We start from the raw sequence: 19529 nt of genomic DNA, 5'->3' as shown, positions 1-19529 counted from the left end.
AAATTAATCAAACAAGTTTGCAAGTTTCACTAAGAATGAAAAATCGTTAGAATGTCACAATTGACTCTTAAGAATCCTATATTGTGCAAATCACCAAACAGCCGCATAGCTATTTACTAACGCCTTCAACCCTAGATTATGATGTTTCAGAAGAAATGTTTGACCCTGAATATTGGCAGAAAAATAATGCGATTGTCGGCTCGAAAGAAGGCCGAGCAACGGCGTGGTTCGTGCGATTTAATCAGAGCATTGCGGTACTTAAGCACTATTATCGAGGTGGCTTAATCGGCAAGCTGTTGAGTGATCAGTATATTTTCACCAAACTAGAAAATACTCGCGTATATCAAGAGTTTGCTTTGCTAGAGCAACTACAACAGCTAGGTTTACCGGTCCCGACACCGCTCGGCGCAAGAATATCACTTCATTTTGGTATCTATCGTGCAGATATATTGACCGAAGCCGTGTCTGACGCCACCAGTGTTTGCGAAATTTTGCAAGCAAGAGCGCTTAGTACAAATGAACTGGAAAGTATCGGCCACACCATTGCTCAGTTTCATCAAGCCGGTGCCTATCATGATGATTTGAACATCAACAATATTTTGTTTGATGCCGACGGCAGAGTATTTCTGATTGATTTTGATAAGGGCAAAATCATGCAGCCAAATCCAAGTTGGCAGCACGCAAACATGGAGCGTTTGCAACGTTCATTTAAAAAAGAGGCCGGCAAATGGCCGACCTTTTATTTTGATGAAAATCAGTGGCAAGTATTAATGCAAGCCTACCGCAGCGCACGTTAACTTTTTTGTAGCTGTGCCTTTTTAATCACATTGGAAGTCGAGCAGCCATCCAAAAATGCTAACACCTCAACTTTTCCACCTTGATTAAGCACATGCTCTGCACCTGCGATCTCTTCTACTTTATAGTCACCACCTTTGACCAAAATGTCAGGGCTGACCATTTCTATCAACTTAGCTGGTGTATCATTTTCTTCAACACTGCCAAACGGAATAACCCAATCCACAGAAGCGAGTGCAGATAACACCATGGCCCGCTCTTTCAATGGATTGATTGGACGTTCAGGCCCTTTGAGACGCGAGATTGATTCATCATTATTTAACCCAACGACGAGTCTGTCGCCCATCGCTTTAGCTTGCGCTAAATAACGCACATGGCCAGCATGAAGAATATCAAAGCAGCCATTGGTAAATACAATGGTTTCGCCGTTTTGCTTGGCAAAAGTAATGTGCTTAAGCACTTCTTCAAACGGCGTTTGGTAGTGTTCGCCCGTTTCTCTAAGATATTGACCCAGTTTGCGACTCAACTCTTCCGGTGACACCGTTGCAGCACCTAACTTACTCACGGCAATGCCTGCGGCAATATTTGCAACTTCCACTGCGTCTTTAGCAGACATTCCCGCACCTAACATAGTCGTCAGTGTGGCGATCACGGTATCACCAGCTCCCGTAACATCACTTACTTCCTGTACTTGAGCTGGGAAATCAAACTTTTCGGTATCGGTGATCAAAGACATGCCTTGCTCGGAGCGCGTCAGCAACATCGCGCCGATCCCTGACATTTTCAGCAGTTCGCGCGCACTAGAGGTGAGTGCTTCCTCGCTACTTGCATCTCCACCAGCGAGTTTAAATTCGTTTAGGTTCGGCGTGATAAAATCAGCGCCTTGATAGAGGCTCAAGTCACTATTTTTAGGGTCAATAAGTACCGTTTTACCAGCAGCTTTAGCCACCGCAATCATTTCTGAAATGGCGCACAAAGCGCCTTTGTTGTAGTCGCTAAACAACACAAAGTCATACTTATCAACTTCTTGCTTTAGACGCTCAAGCAGTAGTTGACTATGAGATAACTGAAAGGGCTCTTCTACATCGAGTCGGACTACTTGCTGATGACGGCTGATCACACGCATTTTTGCGATAGTCGGCAGCTCAACGACGTTAACTAAGCTAGATTCAATGTTTTCTTTGGTAAGGATAGCCTCTAGCGTTTTGCCATTGTCATCTTCGCCGATAAGCCCAAGCAAACCCACTTTACCATCTAGGTGAGCGATGTTTTTGGCAACGTTCGCCGCACCACCAGCTTTGTCTTCCAATGCGCTGACTTTAACCACAGGTACTGGAGCCTCAGGAGAAATACGCCCGGTATCTCCATGCCAGTATCTATCCAACATCACATCACCAACCACCAATACCTTGGCTTGATTCAGCTGTTGAAGCGCTGCTAACTTCATGCCTTTTGCTCCGCCGCAACGAGCATATCGACCGCTTCGCATAGCCAGTGACCAATAAACATATGCGCTTCTTGAATACGTGCTGTCTCGTCGTTTGCGATAATAATCGGTAATTTAGCAATGTCCTTCACTTTGCCACCCGTTCTTCCAGTCAGTGCAACGGTAAACGCGCCAATTTCATTTGCGGCTTGAAGTGCCAAATTGATATTAGGGCTCGTGCCTGATGTGGTTAAACCAATCACCATATCTTCCGGTTTACAAAGTGCCTGAACCTGACGTTCAAATACGGAGTCAAAGTGATAGTCATTGCTGTGTGCTGTCAAAATTGAGGTGTCGGTCGTTAGTGCAATCGAAGCCAAAGGGCCTCGCTCTAATTTGTAACGCACCACAAATTCTGCAGCCAGGTGCTGCGCATCTGCCGCGCTGCCACCATTACCAAACCAAATGACCTTACCACCGGCTGCTAATGTGCTTTGGCATGCTTCAAGTAGTTCAACACATTCTTGGTGATAGTTTGCCATTGTTTCAAAAACATCAACATGGCGCTGTAAGCTTGCGAAGTAGCTTTGTGCTACTTGTTCATTCAATGACATATTTGTTCCTAAACTATTCTATGCTTGTCCCGCGTGATACCTACCAGTATACATGGACTGATAACCAAGTGTAATTCTCACCGAAGACATCTTTACCCAAGGTTAATTTCGTTTCGATTTGCTTGCTATAGGCTTCACCAATATGTGCCAGTTCAAACTCGTAACCACGTTCGTACTCAGCACCAAGCTCACCAAGTTCATTCAAATAATTACTTTCATTATCGATAACTGAAAGCTGAGCTCTCCATAATGAACGATAATCTGATTGGTAAGTACCTTCTAACACATGAATTTGCGTCGGTGCACCATCATCGAACTGGCGATGGTTTGCAGCAAAATGCCCAACGCCAAATCCGTCGATTGTATTTCCATAAGTATCGTAAATTTCGTTTACATACCATAAGCTTTCCATATCAGTAAACTCATAGCGTAATGAGGTCGTTGAGGTCAATTGAGGGAGAAAAACACCAACATTGACAACCGTATTACCAAACAAATAGTTTTTATGGTTATTGCTATCCTCACCACCGTATTCTAAATACCATTGTGCTTGAGTGCCGTAATTTGTGGTAAAGCTGGTCGTGATAGTTGCCCATTGATCGCCCAATTCATCATCTTGAGTCAAGTCACCTATCTTATTATCGTTTCCAACAGGGTCAAAATATGCCTTAATAAAGTCCTTAAAATCTACTTCTCTTGGTCCGCCTCCGAATTGCATGACTCTGTTTAGACCGATTTTCCATCCTGCTAATGGCTCTATACTAAAGTGACTACCCGCTATTTTAGGTGTTCCATCGTGAAGCGTGCCTTGAAAGCGAATTCCGTCATGGACTTTCTCAAGTTCAGAATAAAACAGCTCAAAATCGAAGTTCCACCAATTTCTAATAGGCACAATTAAACCCAAAGAAGCTGATAATGAAGGTCTCGCGTTATTAGAGTATACTTGAGCCGAATGCTTAAATGGTGAAAACCAATGTTCCTTGTAACCTAAATTAAGCTGCAAATTACCGTAGGACATGCCATAAAAAGTGTTGTAAGGAACAAGCTTATTTGCATCCACTCGATACTCAGCACCTATTTGTAGAATACTCGAGTCGCTTCCACGCCAAACACCACCGAGTCCTAACTCAGCATATTCACTGCTGTAATTTCCTCTGTCGTTGGCGATTTGCTTTTCTTCACCATTATCTACGCGTAATGTTATCGATCTTTGTGTCACCGCATCATTCTGCAGATAAGGCGCTATCCCTTGACTAATACTCTGCTGTAACGTTGCATCAATATGCCTAAGTTTCATCAAATGCATCTTGATTTCACTGATACGGTAAGGCTTAGCCATAGGTGTACCAACGGTCAACGCAAACATTTTATCAATTTGATATTCCAACAGCGGATCTTGCCCAATGGGTAAATAAGCCGTGGGGCTCGCAAAAGCGAAATTCGAAGCTAATAAACTACAGCAAGCCAGTACTCGAGCTAAATTCATTTTGTTATTCCATTACTTTTAATGCGCTAAATACTATCAAACCAAAAGCTCATAGGCATCTGTTGAACTGTGTAAAATTGTGTTGTTCATTCAATTTCGCCTTGGAACAAGGTAAAATACTGATTTTTGAGCTTAAGCGACTCCTATGGCGCGCCGACTATATTCCTTATTGTTGCTAGTATTAGCACCTATTTTATTGAGTTATCTGTATTTTATTCGAGGCAGGAAAAACCCTGACTACCGAACTCACTTTACAGAGCGCTTCGGCTTTGGCCTAAACAAGCTTCCGTCAGATGCTGTTGTGATCCATTGCGCCTCTGTTGGGGAAGTGCTTGCAGCCACCCCCCTCATAAAATCAGTACTTAAAGAACAAGCTGCAGCTCCAATCATTGTCACTTGTAATACCCCGACAGGTAGAGAAGAGATAACAAAGGCTTTTCATAACAATGTTCAAGTACATGTCTGTTATTTACCCATAGATTTTGCTTTTGCGGTCAGAAAATTCTTCACTACCTTGAAGCCCAAACTCCTTATTGTGATGGAAACCGAGCTGTGGCCTAATCTTTTTCATTACGCCAAACAAAACCAATGTAAAACCTTGGTAGTCAATGCTAGGCTCTCTGAAAAGTCATACCAAGGCTATCAAAAGCATGCTTGGTTAACGAAAGGCTTGATAAGCAATATAGATCTGCTTGCAGCCCATAATGAAGAAGACGGCGAGCGTTTCATCAAACTTGGGCTTGTTCAATCTAAGCTTCACATTACCGGCTCAATCAAGTTTGATATTTCAGTCACTGAAGAAGAAATTGCAAAGGCAAGACAATTCCGAATAGGTTACCCCGAGCGGCTAATTTGGCTTGCAGGGTCTACCCATCCTAAGGAGCATGAGCAAATCATTGCTGCACATCAGCGAGTATTAAAGCAGGTAAGTAATGCGCTACTCATTATCGCGCCTCGCCACCCTGAACAGTTTCAAGCGGTAGCTGACTACCTCGACGAACAAAAGGTCGCTTTTACCAGAAAAAGTAGTAACAACATAGACACTGAAGCACACGTGTTGCTAGCTGATACTCTAGGCGAATTAAAGTGGTTATTTGGCAGTGCCGACATCGCTTATATCGGTGGTAGCTTGATTGAGCGCGGCGGTCATAACCCACTAGAGGCGGCATCTCATGGAGTGCCAATTTTAACCGGCCCACATACCTACAATTTTGCGCATATATATCCTCAGCTACTAACGCAACAAGGTGCCATCATCGTCGATAATACGGGCGAGCTCGCTGCGCAAATTGTTAGGCTATTTGAAGATAAATCACTTCGAGCACAAATCGGTACTAACGCTAAATCGGTGTTACTTGAAAATGCCGGAGCTATTGCTAAAACCATGAAACTAATCAATAAGAGCTTGGAGTAATTCATGAATACAGTCACCTCTACAATGCAAAACTGGGTTAGCCAAGTCATTGTGAAATACAACTTTTGCCCGTTTGCTCGAAAAGAAGTTGAAAGTAACAGCATTCATTATTTCGTGTCTCCGGCGATAAGCCACGACGATGCTGTGATGGATATGTTAGAGCAGTGCTCTGAGCTAAACCACACCCCAGAGCGAGAAACAACATTAGTTATATTTGATAAGGGTTTTAGCAATTTTGACGACTTTTTGGATCTCGTCGACCTTGCAAATGCTTTATTGGTAGCGCAAGGGTTTGAAGGTACTTATCAAATTGCCAACTTTCATCCCGATTATGTTTTCGCTGATAGTGATGAGCATGATGCAGCAAACTACACTAACCGCGCGCCCTATCCGACACTCCATCTGATCCGTGAAGAAAGTATGGCTCAAGCATTAGAAGAGTATGATGATCCTGAACAGATCCCAGAAAATAATATCCGTCTCGCAAGACGTAAAGGAGAGGCGTTTTGGCAGCATTTGCTGCAGCAATGCCATAAGGTTGAATAACCTAAGCTTCGGTTAAATAGTCAAAAGGCTGGTTTAGCCAGCCTTTACTTGTCAGGTTTTGGAGTGCTACTTTTTCACCCAGCTGCCATTGACTTGAATAAAATGACCTGATTGCGTTTTGTTATACGCTTTTTTAGCAGCTAAGGCTTCCACTTGTTCAAGGGTAATGCCGTTCTTTTTCGCTAATTGCTGGTATTTCTCTTTGCGCTTTTCATTCACTTCATTAACTAGCTGCTGTACACCTTGACCATTTTTAACAACACCAAGATAGCCCGATGTGGTTTCGCCGACTAAACCCTGTGATTTAGCATCATCAATGGAAATTGCGAATGCGGCGAAACTCATACTGAGCCCAATAATTAGGGTAGAGATTGCTTTAAGCTTCATAAATCCTCCTTAGAATAGCTCGCTGTCTTCGCTGAATAAATTGTCGAGTTCTTTATCCACTTTCACGCGGATCTCGTGATCTACTTTTACATTTAAGTTGATCGTAATGGGCTCTTTAGTTTCTACCTGCACCTTGTGGGTACAAGCACTCAACACGAACAGAGCTGATATCACTAGCATCCATTTCATTCACTAACGCTCCTCTTTATTTAACGCATTTTCCACTTCGCGCGTAATCTCGTCGCTTAAGCGTAAGGCTCGTAATAAGGTAAACACATTTTCTGAGTGTGTATAGTTAAAGTTTACTGGTTGTTGTTGGAGTTTGTTAATTCCTGTAATTTTAACATCTAAGTCCAACCAGCCGTCTTCACTTAAATTTACGCCACTACTCAATTGCTCAATGGTCAATTCGTCAAGCACACCAATCACCGTTTGTAAGCTAGGTTGCTGCTCTTTTAGGGCAGTAATTGACGCATTGTTTTCAACCTTTAACAGCCCTTCACCAACACTGTGTATCTTGCCTGAGTCAATTCGCACACCCGATGAAGAGAGTTGCACTGGCAATTTCCCTGAGATGAGCCCTCTCAGCTCAACGCCGGCATCATGACCAGAGGCAGCGATACGATCTAAACTCAATTTATCTAGCGACACCTGAACAACCTGCGGCCTTGGTACCAAACTAACTTCATCAATACTCACGTTACCGGCAAAAACCTGTGCATTAATGTCTTTCAGTTTTGCCACACCAGCTTCGCTGAGTAGTTGGGCAGTTATTGCTTGAACGATAACACCGGCCCTCAACTCTTCAACACTCAGTGTGGTTGGCTTGAGTTGAATATTAGCTGAACTTAATAAACCGGAGACATCAACCGCTGCATTTTGAACAAGCCGTTCATTAAATAACGCAGAGCCTTCTTGAACGCCCCCATCTAGGGTAAATATACGCGTGGATAAATCCCCTTCGAGTACTGCATAGAAGTTACCATGGGTAATTTTAAAGTTTGGTAAAAGCGCGTCAATATATGGCTGAAGTTGAGTGAGTTGCTGCGTGGGTACGTATAATTGTACTGGATGTTTTAAGCTTGAATATTGATGCTCAAGCAACGCCTTTACACCATCAATATTAATCACGTGTGACGCCATCAAACCACGGCTTTGCTGCCCTTTGCTTTCAATGTTTACGTTTTTCAAACTGAGATCAGCTAAGTTAACTTCTCCGGCCTTAGTATTACCAGTTAAGGTTGAAAAGATTTCACCTGTTGCGACTGAGCCTTGCCAGTGGAGTGTCTGCGCTAATTCATTCAGTTTGTAATTCTGCTGTTGTATCTGTGCACTGGTTAAGGTGAGGTTGATGTCAAAATCGTGTGTAGGCTCAAGCACAACTCGCCCGCTCAACGCACCCTGTTTTGCTGTTACATTCTCAACACTCAGGTTTTGCAGTTTTGAATCAAGCGTTATCGCAAAACTCATTCCTTCAGGTAAGACTCTGTGTAGTAGATGTCCACTTTTGAGCTTTGGCACATCTAGCTGCGCATGTAAATCAAGCGTCAGAGATGGGTTATCAATCACTAAACCTGATGTCGACAACTGGGTTGAGAAAATGGTCGGCTGAGCCTCAAATGTAATTAGCTCGGTTGGATCACCCAATATTTTGAAGCGGCTATTGAGCTCGAGATTCTCAGCAATAACACCTGACAGTGTAAGCTTGTTAAGATCACTTGTGATTTCCCCGCTTATATTGACAAAATCTGGCCGCGCACTAAGCGCTCCAGCCAGTGTATGCGCCCCCCACTTTTCGTTAGAAAGTTCAAGGCGAATACCACCATTGACGAAAGGCTCAGTTAAGTCGACTGCCAACTCGTTAACTTCAAGCTGTAACAATTTATCTTGACCTGTCACTTCAAGTAAATCTGTCGCGATTGAATCGGTAGAAATGGTAATTTCACTCGGTAAACGGACCTGCCAAGTGGTCGGTAACAGTTTGCTATATTTAAAAGTAAGACAATCAAGCGTTGATTTCGCTGAAATCGGCTCGGCAAGTGCTACCTTCCCTTGCTGCGTGGCTAAATCATAGCGCCCTGACAAAGTGCCTATATAGGCAGCGCTACCTTTACACTCAGCCTGTTCGAGCGCCACTAGAGTCTCAAGTTCCAGCTCTGCGTCCATAGCCAGACCATCGAATTCAAGTTGGCTAGTTCCTGAAAGGGCTTGGATCTGAGGGGGTAACAAAGCGCCAATGTACTCGCCACCAAGCTCAACTTTTGCAGCAATACGCTCTGGCTGCAACGTAACTTCGGCAGCGATGTCACCTGCTATTACAAATTGATTCAGCTCGGACTCCGAAATCGACACAACTAATGGCTTTGGTAATGGTTCGCCAGATATGGATAGTTTGGCAATACGCACATTGGGTCTGGTGATGTCGAGTGGCAATGCAAGGCGCTGTGGTTGAGTTACATCTGACTTTTTGGGCTGAAGAAGTTGCATGTCCGCTTTTTCAATATTGACTTGTTGCATGCTTAGTTGCGCATCATAAAGCAGGGCATTGAACGCATCTGTTCGCACACATGCTTTTGTAATATGGATACGATTGAAGCCCGACAAGCGCCAGTCAAGACAACTGACCTGAAGTTCATTAACAGGTATAAAATGTTTAATGGCCCAGAGCGAAAAAGGAACTCTGGCAAGGTAAACACCCACTAACACAATGAGTATCAACACTAAGCTCCAAAGCCATTTTTTCATTCGTATCCCTAAAATATGATTGGTATTTTCCTTTCAGTGTATCCGATAGATAATTATCAAGCCATGAATAAAAAAGGTCACCGAAGTGACCTTTTTCAAATATATCGCGTTAGCCTACTAGCTTACGCGCATTGCGGAACATACGCATCCAAGGGCTATCTTCTTGCCACTCATCTGGGTGCCAAGAGTTTGCTACTGCTCTGAATACACGTTCAGGGTGCGGCATCATCACAGTTGCACGTCCGTCTGTTGACGTCATGCCCGTAATACCAGCAGGAGAGCCATTCGGGTTAGCAGGGTACTGAGTGGTTGGATTACCGTAGTTATCAACAAACTTCACAGCAACTGAACCTGAATTCAGTGCAGTTTGTACCGCCGCTTCGCTTGCAAACTCGGCATGGCCTTCACCATGTGATACCGCGATTGGCATACGAGAGCCTGCCATACCATCAAAGAAGATTGACGGGCTTTGCTGTACTTCAACTAAGCTGAAGCGCGCTTCAAAACGCTCTGACTTGTTGGTAACAAAGCGTGGCCAGTTTTCCGTGCCAGGGATCAGCTCTTTCAATGTAGAAAGCATCTGGCAGCCATTACACACACCTAAACTGAAGGTATCTTGGCGTTGGAAGAAGCCTTGGAATTGCTCGCGTGCAGAGTCATGGAATAGGATTGATTTAGCCCATCCTTCACCAGCACCTAAAACGTCACCGTATGAGAAGCCACCACACGCCACTAGGCCTTTGAATTGCTCTAGTGTTAAGCGGCCTTCAAGGATGTCACTCATGTGTACGTCGATAGCTGCAAAGCCAGCACGGTTAAATGCTGCTGCCATTTCGATATGCGAGTTAACGCCTTGCTCACGCAAGATGGCAACTTGAGGCTTCACCCCTTTTGCAATGTAAGGTGCAGCGATATCTTCGTTAAGATCAAAGCTTAGTTTCACATTAAGACCCGGATCTTTGTCATCGAACTTAGCGTCAAACTCTTGCTTCGCGCAATCTGGATTATCACGTAGTGCTTGCATTTGATAAGTTGTCTCAGCCCAGATAGTACGAAGCTCAGTGCGAGTATTTTCAAGTACCGCCTGACCGCCACGAGTAAAGATAACCTTGTCTTCACCGTTTAGCGTACCGATGCGATGCGCAATATCAGCAACACCGTGCTCGGCAAATATCGCTTCAACCTCGGCGATATCGTCATTGCGAACTTGCAATACTGCGCCAAGCTCTTCATTGAATAGCACTTCTAAGTCAGTACCGTGCAGCGCATCTAATTCAATGCTCACACCGGTGCGGCCTGCGAACGCCATTTCCGCAGCTGTGGTGAATAGACCACCGTCAGAGCGGTCGTGGTAAGCGATAAGCTTGCCAGACTCAACTAATGCTTGTACGGCATTGTAGAAACCTTTTAACAGCTCAGGGCTGTCAACATCAGGCGTCTTGTCGCCAAGTTGCTTGTACACTTGCGCTAAGCTTGACGCGCCAAGGCGGTTTTGGCCCGCACCTAAATCAAGTAGGAACAGACTGGTTTCGCCCTTATCAGTACGAAGCTCAGGCGTTACTGTTTTGCGAATATCTTCAACACGACCAAATGCAGTGATGATAAGTGATAATGGCGCAGTCACTGATTTTTCTTCGCCATTCTCATCCCACTGAGTCTTCATCGACATCGAGTCTTTACCAACTGGAATTGTTAAACCTAATGCAGGACATAGTTCTTCACCAACCGCTTTAACCGCTTCGTAAAGACCTGCATCTTCACCTGGGTGACCTGCTGCCGCCATCCAGTTTGCAGAAAGCTTAATGTTGTTTAGGCTACCGATGTTAGCACCAGCGATATTGGTTAACGCTTCTGCCACCGCTAGACGAGCAGATGCTCCATAGTTAAGTAATGCCGCAGGGGTGCGCTCACCCATCGACATCGCTTCACCGTGGTAAGTATCGTAAGTTGCTGCTGTTACCGCACAGTTAGATACTGGTACCTGCCATGGGCCAACCATTTGGTCACGAGCAACCAGACCCGTTACGGTTCTGTCACCAATCGTGATAAGGAATGTTTTCTCAGCAATCGTTGGTAGACGAAGTAAACGCTTAGCCGCATCTTCAAGTTCAATAGCCGCAGTATCTAATGCAGTACCCACTACACGCTTTGACTCAACGTCACGATGCATTTTAGGTGGCTTGCCAAGTAATACGTCTAATGGCAGATCCACAGGATTATTATCAAAATGACTATCAGCTACTGTTAGATGACGTTCTTCTGTCGCTTCACCAATCACCGCATATTGTGCGCGCTCACGCTTACAAATCGCTTCAAAGCGAGCGAAGTCTTCAGCTGCAACTGCCAATACATAACGCTCTTGCGACTCGTTACACCAGATTTCGTGTGGTGCCATGCCTGGCTCATCGTTCGGGATGTTACGCAACTGGAATTTACCACCACGGCCGCCATCGTCGACAAGCTCTGGAAATGCATTTGATAAACCGCCCGCGCCCACATCGTGAATAAACGCGATTGGATTGTCATCACCAAGCTGCCAACATTTGTCGATAACTTCCTGACAACGACGCTCCATTTCAGGGTTTTCACGCTGAACTGAAGCAAAGTCTAAATCTTCATTTGATTGGCCAGATGCCATTGAAGAAGCTGCACCACCACCAAGACCGATGTTCATAGCAGGACCACCAAGTGCGACTAGCTTAGCTCCCACAGGGATTGAGCCTTTTTGCACGTGATCTTCACGGATGTTCCCTAAACCACCTGCAATCATGATTGGCTTGTGGTAACCACGTACTTCAGCGCCATTGTGGCTTTCTACTTTTTCTTCGTAAGTACGGAAGTAACCCAATAGGTTTGGACGACCAAACTCGTTGTTAAATGCAGCGCCACCTAGTGGGCCATCCAGCATGATGTCTAATGCATTAACAATACGTCCTGGTTTACCAAAGTTGGTTTCCCAAGGCTGTTCAAAGCCTGGAATACGCAGGTTAGAAACCGTGAAGCCAACCAGACCTGCTTTTGGCTTGGAACCACGACCAGTTGCACCTTCATCACGGATCTCACCACCAGAGCCTGTGGATGCGCCAGAAAACGGGGCAATCGCCGTTGGGTGGTTGTGCGTTTCCACTTTCATCAGAATGTGGATATCTTCCTCGTGGTAAGCGTATTCGCCGTCAGTATTTGGGAAGAAACGACCCGCTTTAGAGCCAGTCATTACTGCCGCGTTATCCTTATAAGCCGACAATACATTGTCGCTATTGGTTTCGTAGGTGTTCTTAATCATTTTAAACAGCGACTTAGGCTGCTCTACACCATCGATAGTCCAATCAGCGTTGAAAATTTTGTGACGACAGTGCTCAGAGTTTGCTTGAGCAAACATGAACAGTTCGATGTCATTAGGGTTACGACCAAGCTTTTCGAAGCTTTCTACTAGGTAGTCGATTTCGTCATCAGCAAGTGCAAAGCCCTGCTCAACGTTCGCAACCGCTAATGCTTCACGGCCACCGCCAAGAATATCCACTGAAGACATTGGGCGAGGCGTTTCCGTGCGGAATAATTTAGCTGCATCATCAAGCTCTGCGTGAACAGACTCGGTCATGCGGTCGTGAAGTAACTGTGCTACTTCTTCGAACTGAGCTTGTGTTAGTTCACCCTCAACATAATAAGCAATACCACGCTCAACACGGTGTACTTGCGTAAGACCACAGTTGTTTGCAATATCTGTCGCTTTAGAAGCCCAAGGAGAGATGGTTCCGATCCTTGGTGTTACCAAGATCAGTTTGCCCTCTGGCGTGTGCTCCGTAATAGTCGGTCCATACTTTAACAGGCTATTTAGCTTAGTTAACTCAGTCTCTGAAAGCTCAGCCGTTAAATCAGCAAAATGCATGAACTCGGCATAAACATTGGTAACTGGTAATTGAGCTGCAGCGCAGGTTTTAAGGATCTTTTGGACTTTGAAATCTGAAAGTGCAGGTGCACCACGTAGGATTAACATAGGTATTTTCATCCGGGGTTAAGGATTGAACGATATCTTTGGGCGCTCATTATAGTGGAAATAGCGCGCGGAATTAACACTAATTTGTCAAAACTAGAAAATATCATGCAAATCTATCATTACCTTAAGTTAATTCGGCTTTTGCAATTATGATTTTGCTGCGGTAAGTTGAGATTTCGAGCGCAAAAGAGAGCCTAGGTCATGTTTAAATACGTCTTTATGTGCTTTGTTGTCATCTGTTTAGTTGGGTGCGACAAAGCCCTCTTAATCAATTGCAACATATAAAACAAAATAAGGTATTACGTGTTGGCACGCTCGCGGGACCGGGGAACTACTACCAAGGCCCCACTGGAGAACAAGGGTTCGAGTATGAGTTGGCGAGTGAATTTGCCAATGAGCTCGGTGTTGAATTACACATCGTTCCTTATTTTAACTTAGATGAGTTATTTGCAAGGCTAGATGCCGGAGACTTAGATATCGTTGCCTCCGCGGTGAGCTTTCATCCATCAAGAACAGCGCAATATCGTTTTGGCCCAACATATAGAATGATCAGTCAAAAGCTCGTGTACAAACAAGGGAGAGAGTGGCCCAGAGACTTTGATGATATTAAAGCGCCAATTACCGTACTTGCACACAGCAATCATGTTATCGCGCTTGAAGAGGCGAAAACAAGCCATCCTCATTTGAGTTGGGAAGTTGTCTCAGATAAAGGTGAGGAAGAGCTGCTTCAGGCCATCATTGACGGAGAGATTGACTACACCATCACAGACTCTCATTCTCTGGCCCTATTTAGACGCTACCACCCAACCGTCAGCATTGCGTTTTCTGTTACTAGAGATGAACATGTAGCATGGATGATGCGTAACGAAAAGGACGATTCGTTATATGCGTTGCTGCCTGCATTTTTCGCTCGAGTACAACAAAACAACTTTTTGGCCACGCTCGAAGAGAAGTATTTCGGTCATATCGAAGAGTTTAATTATGTAAATACTTTAGCCTTTGTCGAAGCCGTTCATAGTACCTTGCCAGCCTATCTCAAGTGGTTTAAAAGTTACTCGAAACAGCACAATATCGATTGGCGTCTGCTTGCTGCAGTAAGCTATCAAGAATCGATGTGGGACCCCAGAGCTAAGTCTCCCACAGGGGTTCGTGGAATCATGATGTTGACACAACCTACGGCTAAAAAAGTTGGCGTGACAAACCGTCTTAATGCACAACAAAATATTGAAGGTGGCGCCAAATACCTACGTATTTTATTTGACCGTATGCCTGAAGAAATACAGCAGCCCGATAGTACCTGGCTCGCCCTTGCTTCTTACAATGTGGGCTGGGGACATGTACGAGATGCACGTAACATTACTGCTGATCAAGGAGGCGATCCGAATAACTGGGCAGACGTTAAAAAACGACTACCACTACTGACTAAAAAGCGCTACTATCGAAATACAAGATATGGATATGCTCGTGGTGATGTCGCGGTAACGTATGTAGATAATATTCGCCGCTATTATGATGCACTCGTGTGGTTGGAAGACAACGGTGCACTCCTACCAGATAGCAGTAAAGCCTCTTCGCAAACGACTCCGGTTGATAATCCTGGCAAAGCCAGTGAAGTCGAGAAGCAACAGTAATTTAATATTTACTAAACTGGCTTGATAAATGCTTCAAATGGTCATAGATCTGTCATAGGCATAGCGTATTTATACTAATTATCATTGGGGATCTCCCCAGTTAATCTCTCACATTCGGAGGTTCTATGTTGAGAAGACGTCGGAATCATCAATTTAAACGTAACACCAAATACACGTCGCCAAATCGCCGCCGTGTAATGATGAAAAATGCACACCGCAAAATGCTATTACGCCATCGTATTTTTGCGCTAATCCAAATGGAAGAGCAAAGAGACGCGAAAGCAGCCACAGCGGTAGTACAGTCCTAAGTACTACCGTTTTTCAATTTTTTTGCCGCTTTAATCTCTTGGCGTCTGCGCTTAAAAAATGCAGACAACTTTTCGCCACATGCCTCACCCAGTACACCCGATGTAACTTCTAGTTGATGATTGAGCTTATCATGCTGTAACAGATTCATTATCGAACCAGCCGCGCCCGTTTTTGCATCAGAGGCGCCAAAAACCACTCGACTCAAGCGGCTATGGACCAATAAACCGGCGCACATTGGACATGGTTCAAGCGTCACATACAAAGTGCAATCAATTAGCCGATAGTTTTCAACGACTTTGCCTGCTTCTCTAATGGCAATCATTTCAGCGTGAGCCGAAGGATCATGACAAGTAATTGAGCGGTTCCAACCTGCAGCTATCATTTCGCCATTTTTGACTACTACTGCTCCGACTGGGATTTCGTTTTCGCCTTCAGCCTTACCTGCATACTCAAGCGCCAATTGCATCCAGTATTGATCGTCTTTTACTTCTGGCATGGGTAACTTTGTTTTCATATTCACTTAATTTGAATTATATCACCTTGAGCAGGAGTGCGGTTAAGCTGCTATTCTTAAATAATCACAGCCTCAGATAAAGGTGTTTTTATAAGCAAACTCAGGATGTTACCAACACTTTTTTAATATTTTGCGGACATTATTGATAATTTTCGTAATTTTGCCGTGGCTCACAGGGTTGGATTTACGCTATAATTCGCCGCTTTTTTTATTTCGTAAGCTCTAAAACACACGGGTAGAATATGAAATTTCCGGGACGCCGTAGGCATAAACACTATTTTCCGGTGGAAGATAAAGATCCGCTTATTAACCAGTTACACGCTGATGATCGGCTAAAAAGGAGCTATATCTGTGGTATAGATCAAATCGTCGTTGATATCGAAGCGAAAGTGGATCAAGCTTTTCTTGATGAATTCCACTTACAGCGTGGTATGTCACAAGTGATAGACAATGATGTCACCAACGCCCTTTATGATAGGCTAAAACGTGATGACATGATCGACTATGAATTTGCCGGCGGTACCATAGGTAACACCATGCACAACTATTCGGTGCTAGCAGATGACCGCTCAGTACTGCTTGGGGTGATGAGTGAAAACATAAAGATCGGCAGCTACGCCTATAAATTTTTATGTAACACCTCAAGTCGAGTTGATCTGGACTACTTGCAGCCGGTTGACGGCCCTATAGGTCGTTGCTTTACACTTATCGATGATAGTGGTGAGCGAACTTTTGCTATCAGCGCAGGGTTAATGAATCACCTACGTCCTGAGTCTATTTGCCAAACACTGATCGAAGAATCATCGGCGTTAGTGATCAGCGCTTATTTGATGCGTACTAGTGGCGACGAAACCATGACACAAGCAACGGTGCAGGCGGTTGAGTATGCCAATAATGCAGGTATACCCGTAGTATTAACGCTTGGCACTAAGTTCTTAATTGAACAAGACCCAAAATGGTGGGCAGACTTCGTTGCTAAACATGTTGATATCCTTGCGATGAACGAAGAAGAAGGTGAGGCGATCACAGGCTTTAGCGATCCTCTTCTTGCTGCGGATAAAGCGCTAGATTGGGTTGATCTAGTCATCTGTACTGCAGGCCCTAAAGGGCTGTTTATGGCAGGTTATGTTGATGATAGCTGCAAGCGTGTGACTGAATACCCGCTGCTGCCCGGTGCTATCCCTGAATTTAATCGCTACGAATTCTCACGTGCAATGAAAAAGGCCCAATGTGAGCAGCCGATCAGAGCATACAGCCACACTGCCCCTTATATGGGTGGACCGGATATCATCAAGAATACCAACGGTGCTGGTGACTGTGCCCTTGCCGCTGTTTTGCATGATATTTGTGCCAATGAATACCATAAGCTGAATGTACCAAACTCAGCAAAGCATGAGCAAAGTGCAATTACCTATTCATCTCTGGCACAGATAAGCAAATATGCAAACCGTGCAAGCTATGAAGTACTTGTTCAGCATTCTCCAAGGCTTTCTCGAGGTCTACCTGAGCGTGAAGACTCGCTAGAGCAATCATACTGGGAACAATAACGGTTCTTGGACAGCTTTAAGTTGTATAAAAATAGCGACTACGGTCGCTATTTTTATATTCTATAGTTTGGCTAGCTTGAAGATGTCTTGCCATCAAAAAATAGCGGTACTAAGTTCGTTAGATAGATATTCTAATGCCGCGATCCCTGCTAAAGAGTTACCAACTTTATCAAGCCCAGGTGACCACACCGAAATCGTAAAACGATTCGGCACGATAGCGATTATCGCCCCCCCGACACCCGACTTGCCAGGCATCCCCACTCGATAACCAAAGTCACCTGCGGCATCGTAAAGGCCACTAGTGAACAGCAGCGAGTTCATTTGCTTGGTTTGTTTTTTGGTAAGTATCCGCTGTTTTGATAGGTTGCAGTAACCCTGACTAGAGAGGTATGAAAATGACTTTGCCAGCTCAGTGGTATTCATTTCAATTGCGCAAAAATTGAAATATGACCATAACACATCCTCGACTTCATTGTTGAAATTACCAAATGACTTCATCAAATAAGCCATTGCTGCATTTCTATATCTGTGATCATATTCAGACTGTGACACAACCTTATTGATACACAACTTGTCGTTACCAGACATTGCTCTATAGCTTTCTAGCATAGTATGAATTGGCGCGGATAAACGAGAGTAAAGGGCATCACAAGTTACAATGGCACCTGCATTTATAAAGGGGTTTCTTGGAATACCATTTTCGAACTCAAGCTGAGTTAAGGAGTTAAAAGCGGTGCCCGAAGGCTCTTTCCCTACCCGATTCCAAAGCTCGTCACCATATCGCTGCAGCGCTAGCGTCAATGTCATTACTTTGGATACTGATTGAATTGTAAATCTGGCTTTAGTATCACCGGCACTATAAGTTTCGCCATCTACCGTATGTAATGAAACAGAAAATTGCTCTAATGGCTGCTCAGCTAAAGCGGGAATGTAGTCAGCAACTTTTCCTTGGCGTAACAACGGTTGAACTCGCTGCGCAGCCTGATCTAAAATTTCTTGGTAATTTGGCATATGCTCGTAATTAAGGCTAGCTTGGATGATTGCTGAAGTGTATCAAAAAAGGCCCCGTAGGGCCTGATGTTTATTGAAAACTAAGGTTATTTCAGTTCCATTTCTTGAATAATCTCGTGCGCAATTGGTGGGGTTGTACTCACCGGCTTCTGATGTTTATTGGCTTTTAACTGACCTTTACGGTGCTTCAAGGCTGCATCGAGCTTTTTAGACGCTTTAGCAATAGCTGGATACATCACTTCATCTTCACCTTTTACCGATATTCGACTACCAGCGTAGTTGGTACTTATCTCCGTGTAAAATTGTTTGTGTTCTTTGCTGACGATGATGTCTAGGGATAACAACGACGGAAAATGGTTGGCGATCTTGGCAAACTTTTCATGAACGTGGTTTTTAACAGCATCGGTTACATCTACGTGATGGCCAGATAAATTAATCTTCATATGCAATCCTTCTTTTGCGTTTACCCTTAACAATAGTATTGGCACGATTACTCGATTTCTCAAGAGCCTTAGCAGAAATTTATTACAATAATTGGAAGGAAGCTGATTCTAGTCAAAAAACATTATGGGGTAATTAATCTCAAGTTTAGGTTTATTAGAAAGATCAAGCATAAAAAAAGCCCTAAGTAAGGGCTTTTCTCATATTGCGTAAACTTTAAAATTAAAGGCCTGCACGCTCTTTGATTACAGCAATCAATGCTGAACCACTGTGGTTTGACTCAGCCCATGCTAAATCTTTACCGTCTTCTAACGCGCTTTTTGGAATACTTTTAATAATGTACTCGCCTGCATCGTTTGCGTTGCTAGCAATTGCATGTCTTAGTAAGTTATTACCGTTGCACAGGATTGCATCGTAAACATTGCGCATTTTCAGGCGTGATGTTTTCAAAGTGTTACGAATGCGATTTTTATCGTCCGCAGCGATATATTCACATATAGAAAGCGCCAACTGATCGTTTGCACTTACTGGTTTGCTGAAAGAAAAAGCTGCAATAGCGATGGAAGCTGACAGTAGCACGGTAGTTAATTTCATTACACAGACCCTTTAATACTTTATTCGTAGCATATAACTGGCTATATTTTAGCAACCTAAACAATTGTTAGCAAG

17 protein-coding genes are annotated in these 19529 nt (G+C 44.1%); 6 read left to right on the top strand and 11 right to left on the bottom strand.

From position 1 onward, the window contains the following. The first annotated feature begins 83 nt into the window (after positions 1-83). A complete protein-coding gene (locus tag B1L02_RS02450) occupies positions 84-797 on the top strand; it encodes a 3-deoxy-D-manno-octulosonic acid kinase (protein WP_088529778.1) in 714 nt (237 codons plus the stop codon). On the opposite strand, the gene hldE is transcribed toward B1L02_RS02450, so the two are convergent. The 3 genes from hldE to B1L02_RS02435 are packed head-to-tail and all read right to left on the bottom strand — an operon-like array spanning position 794 to position 4321. Further along, the gene (hldE, locus tag B1L02_RS02445; RefSeq protein WP_088529777.1) at positions 794-2242 is read right to left on the bottom strand and encodes a bifunctional D-glycero-beta-D-manno-heptose-7-phosphate kinase/D-glycero-beta-D-manno-heptose 1-phosphate adenylyltransferase HldE; all 1449 of its coding nucleotides are present in this window, start codon (positions 2240-2242) and stop codon (positions 794-796) included. The two genes, B1L02_RS02450 and hldE, sit on opposite strands and share 4 nt — an antisense overlap. Continuing rightward, positions 2239-2835, bottom strand: coding sequence for an SIS domain-containing protein (locus B1L02_RS02440; protein WP_039491395.1), 597 nt, complete (start codon positions 2833-2835; stop codon positions 2239-2241). The genes hldE and B1L02_RS02440 overlap by 4 nt, the downstream gene beginning before the upstream one ends. Positions 2836-2875: 40 nt before the next feature. After that, positions 2876-4321, bottom strand: coding sequence for a capsule assembly Wzi family protein (locus B1L02_RS02435; RefSeq protein WP_088529776.1), 1446 nt, complete (start codon positions 4319-4321; stop codon positions 2876-2878). 145 nt (positions 4322-4466) lie between these two features. On the opposite strand from B1L02_RS02435, the gene waaA reads away from it, so the two are divergent. Further along, positions 4467-5735: a lipid IV(A) 3-deoxy-D-manno-octulosonic acid transferase gene (waaA, locus tag B1L02_RS02430; protein WP_088529775.1), complete on the top strand. Its 1269-nt coding sequence runs from the start codon at positions 4467-4469 to the stop codon at positions 5733-5735. Between the two features lie 3 nt (positions 5736-5738). Then, positions 5739-6281 (top strand): DUF1415 domain-containing protein, encoded by a 543-nt coding sequence (locus B1L02_RS02425; RefSeq protein WP_088529774.1) that lies wholly within the window; start codon positions 5739-5741, stop codon positions 6279-6281. A 66-nt stretch (positions 6282-6347) separates the two neighbouring features. Here B1L02_RS02425 and B1L02_RS02420 read toward each other — a convergent pair whose 3' ends face one another. From B1L02_RS02420 to purL, 4 genes are all read right to left on the bottom strand, one after another. Then, positions 6348-6668: a YdbL family protein gene (locus B1L02_RS02420; protein WP_088529773.1), complete on the bottom strand. Its 321-nt coding sequence runs from the start codon at positions 6666-6668 to the stop codon at positions 6348-6350. 9 nt (positions 6669-6677) lie between these two features. Continuing rightward, positions 6678-6857, bottom strand: a complete 180-nt coding sequence (locus B1L02_RS02415) for a YnbE family lipoprotein (protein WP_088529772.1) — start codon at positions 6855-6857, stop codon at positions 6678-6680. Between the two features lie 3 nt (positions 6858-6860). Next, positions 6861-9413: an intermembrane phospholipid transport protein YdbH family protein gene (locus tag B1L02_RS02410; protein ID WP_088529771.1), complete on the bottom strand. Its 2553-nt coding sequence runs from the start codon at positions 9411-9413 to the stop codon at positions 6861-6863. A gap of 109 nt (positions 9414-9522) precedes the next feature. Then, positions 9523-13407 (bottom strand): phosphoribosylformylglycinamidine synthase, encoded by a 3885-nt coding sequence (gene purL, locus B1L02_RS02405; RefSeq protein WP_088529770.1) that lies wholly within the window; start codon positions 13405-13407, stop codon positions 9523-9525. A 209-nt stretch (positions 13408-13616) separates the two neighbouring features. On the opposite strand from purL, the gene mltF reads away from it, so the two are divergent. Both mltF and B1L02_RS02395 read left to right on the top strand, forming a co-directional pair. Beyond that, positions 13617-15038 (top strand): membrane-bound lytic murein transglycosylase MltF, encoded by a 1422-nt coding sequence (gene mltF / locus B1L02_RS02400; RefSeq protein WP_157757270.1) that lies wholly within the window; start codon positions 13617-13619, stop codon positions 15036-15038. A gap of 125 nt (positions 15039-15163) precedes the next feature. Next, positions 15164-15346: a hypothetical protein gene (locus B1L02_RS02395; protein ID WP_088529769.1), complete on the top strand. Its 183-nt coding sequence runs from the start codon at positions 15164-15166 to the stop codon at positions 15344-15346. Here the strand turns inward: B1L02_RS02395 and tadA are convergent. Further along, complete coding sequence (gene tadA, locus B1L02_RS02390; RefSeq protein WP_088532230.1) at positions 15343-15843, bottom strand: tRNA adenosine(34) deaminase TadA; 501 nt, start codon at positions 15841-15843, stop codon at positions 15343-15345. The genes B1L02_RS02395 and tadA overlap by 4 nt on opposite strands. A gap of 260 nt (positions 15844-16103) precedes the next feature. On the opposite strand from tadA, the gene B1L02_RS02385 reads away from it, so the two are divergent. After that, positions 16104-17408 carry an inosine/guanosine kinase gene (locus B1L02_RS02385; RefSeq protein WP_088529768.1) on the top strand — a complete coding sequence of 435 codons (1305 nt, stop codon included), beginning with the start codon at positions 16104-16106 and terminating at the stop codon, positions 17406-17408. Between the two features lie 93 nt (positions 17409-17501). Here the strand turns inward: B1L02_RS02385 and glsB are convergent, their stop codons facing one another. From glsB to B1L02_RS02370, 3 genes are all read right to left on the bottom strand, one after another. Continuing rightward, a complete protein-coding gene (glsB, locus tag B1L02_RS02380; RefSeq protein WP_088529767.1) occupies positions 17502-18419 on the bottom strand; it encodes a glutaminase B in 918 nt (305 codons plus the stop codon). A gap of 86 nt (positions 18420-18505) precedes the next feature. Then, positions 18506-18862, bottom strand: coding sequence for a ribosome hibernation-promoting factor, HPF/YfiA family (gene hpf, locus B1L02_RS02375; RefSeq protein WP_010374586.1), 357 nt, complete (start codon positions 18860-18862; stop codon positions 18506-18508). 220 nt (positions 18863-19082) lie between these two features. Beyond that, entirely contained in the window at positions 19083-19454 is a 372-nt protein-coding gene (locus tag B1L02_RS02370) for a DUF3718 domain-containing protein (RefSeq protein WP_088529766.1), read from the bottom strand. Positions 19455-19529 lie beyond the last annotated feature (75 nt).

The organism is Pseudoalteromonas piscicida (assembly GCF_002208135.1).
In the GTDB taxonomy this organism is placed as follows: Bacteria; Pseudomonadota; Gammaproteobacteria; order Enterobacterales; family Alteromonadaceae; genus Pseudoalteromonas; species Pseudoalteromonas piscicida_A.
Note: the sequence above shows the minus strand (reverse complement) of the source record. Positions and strands in the feature narration are given on the sequence as shown.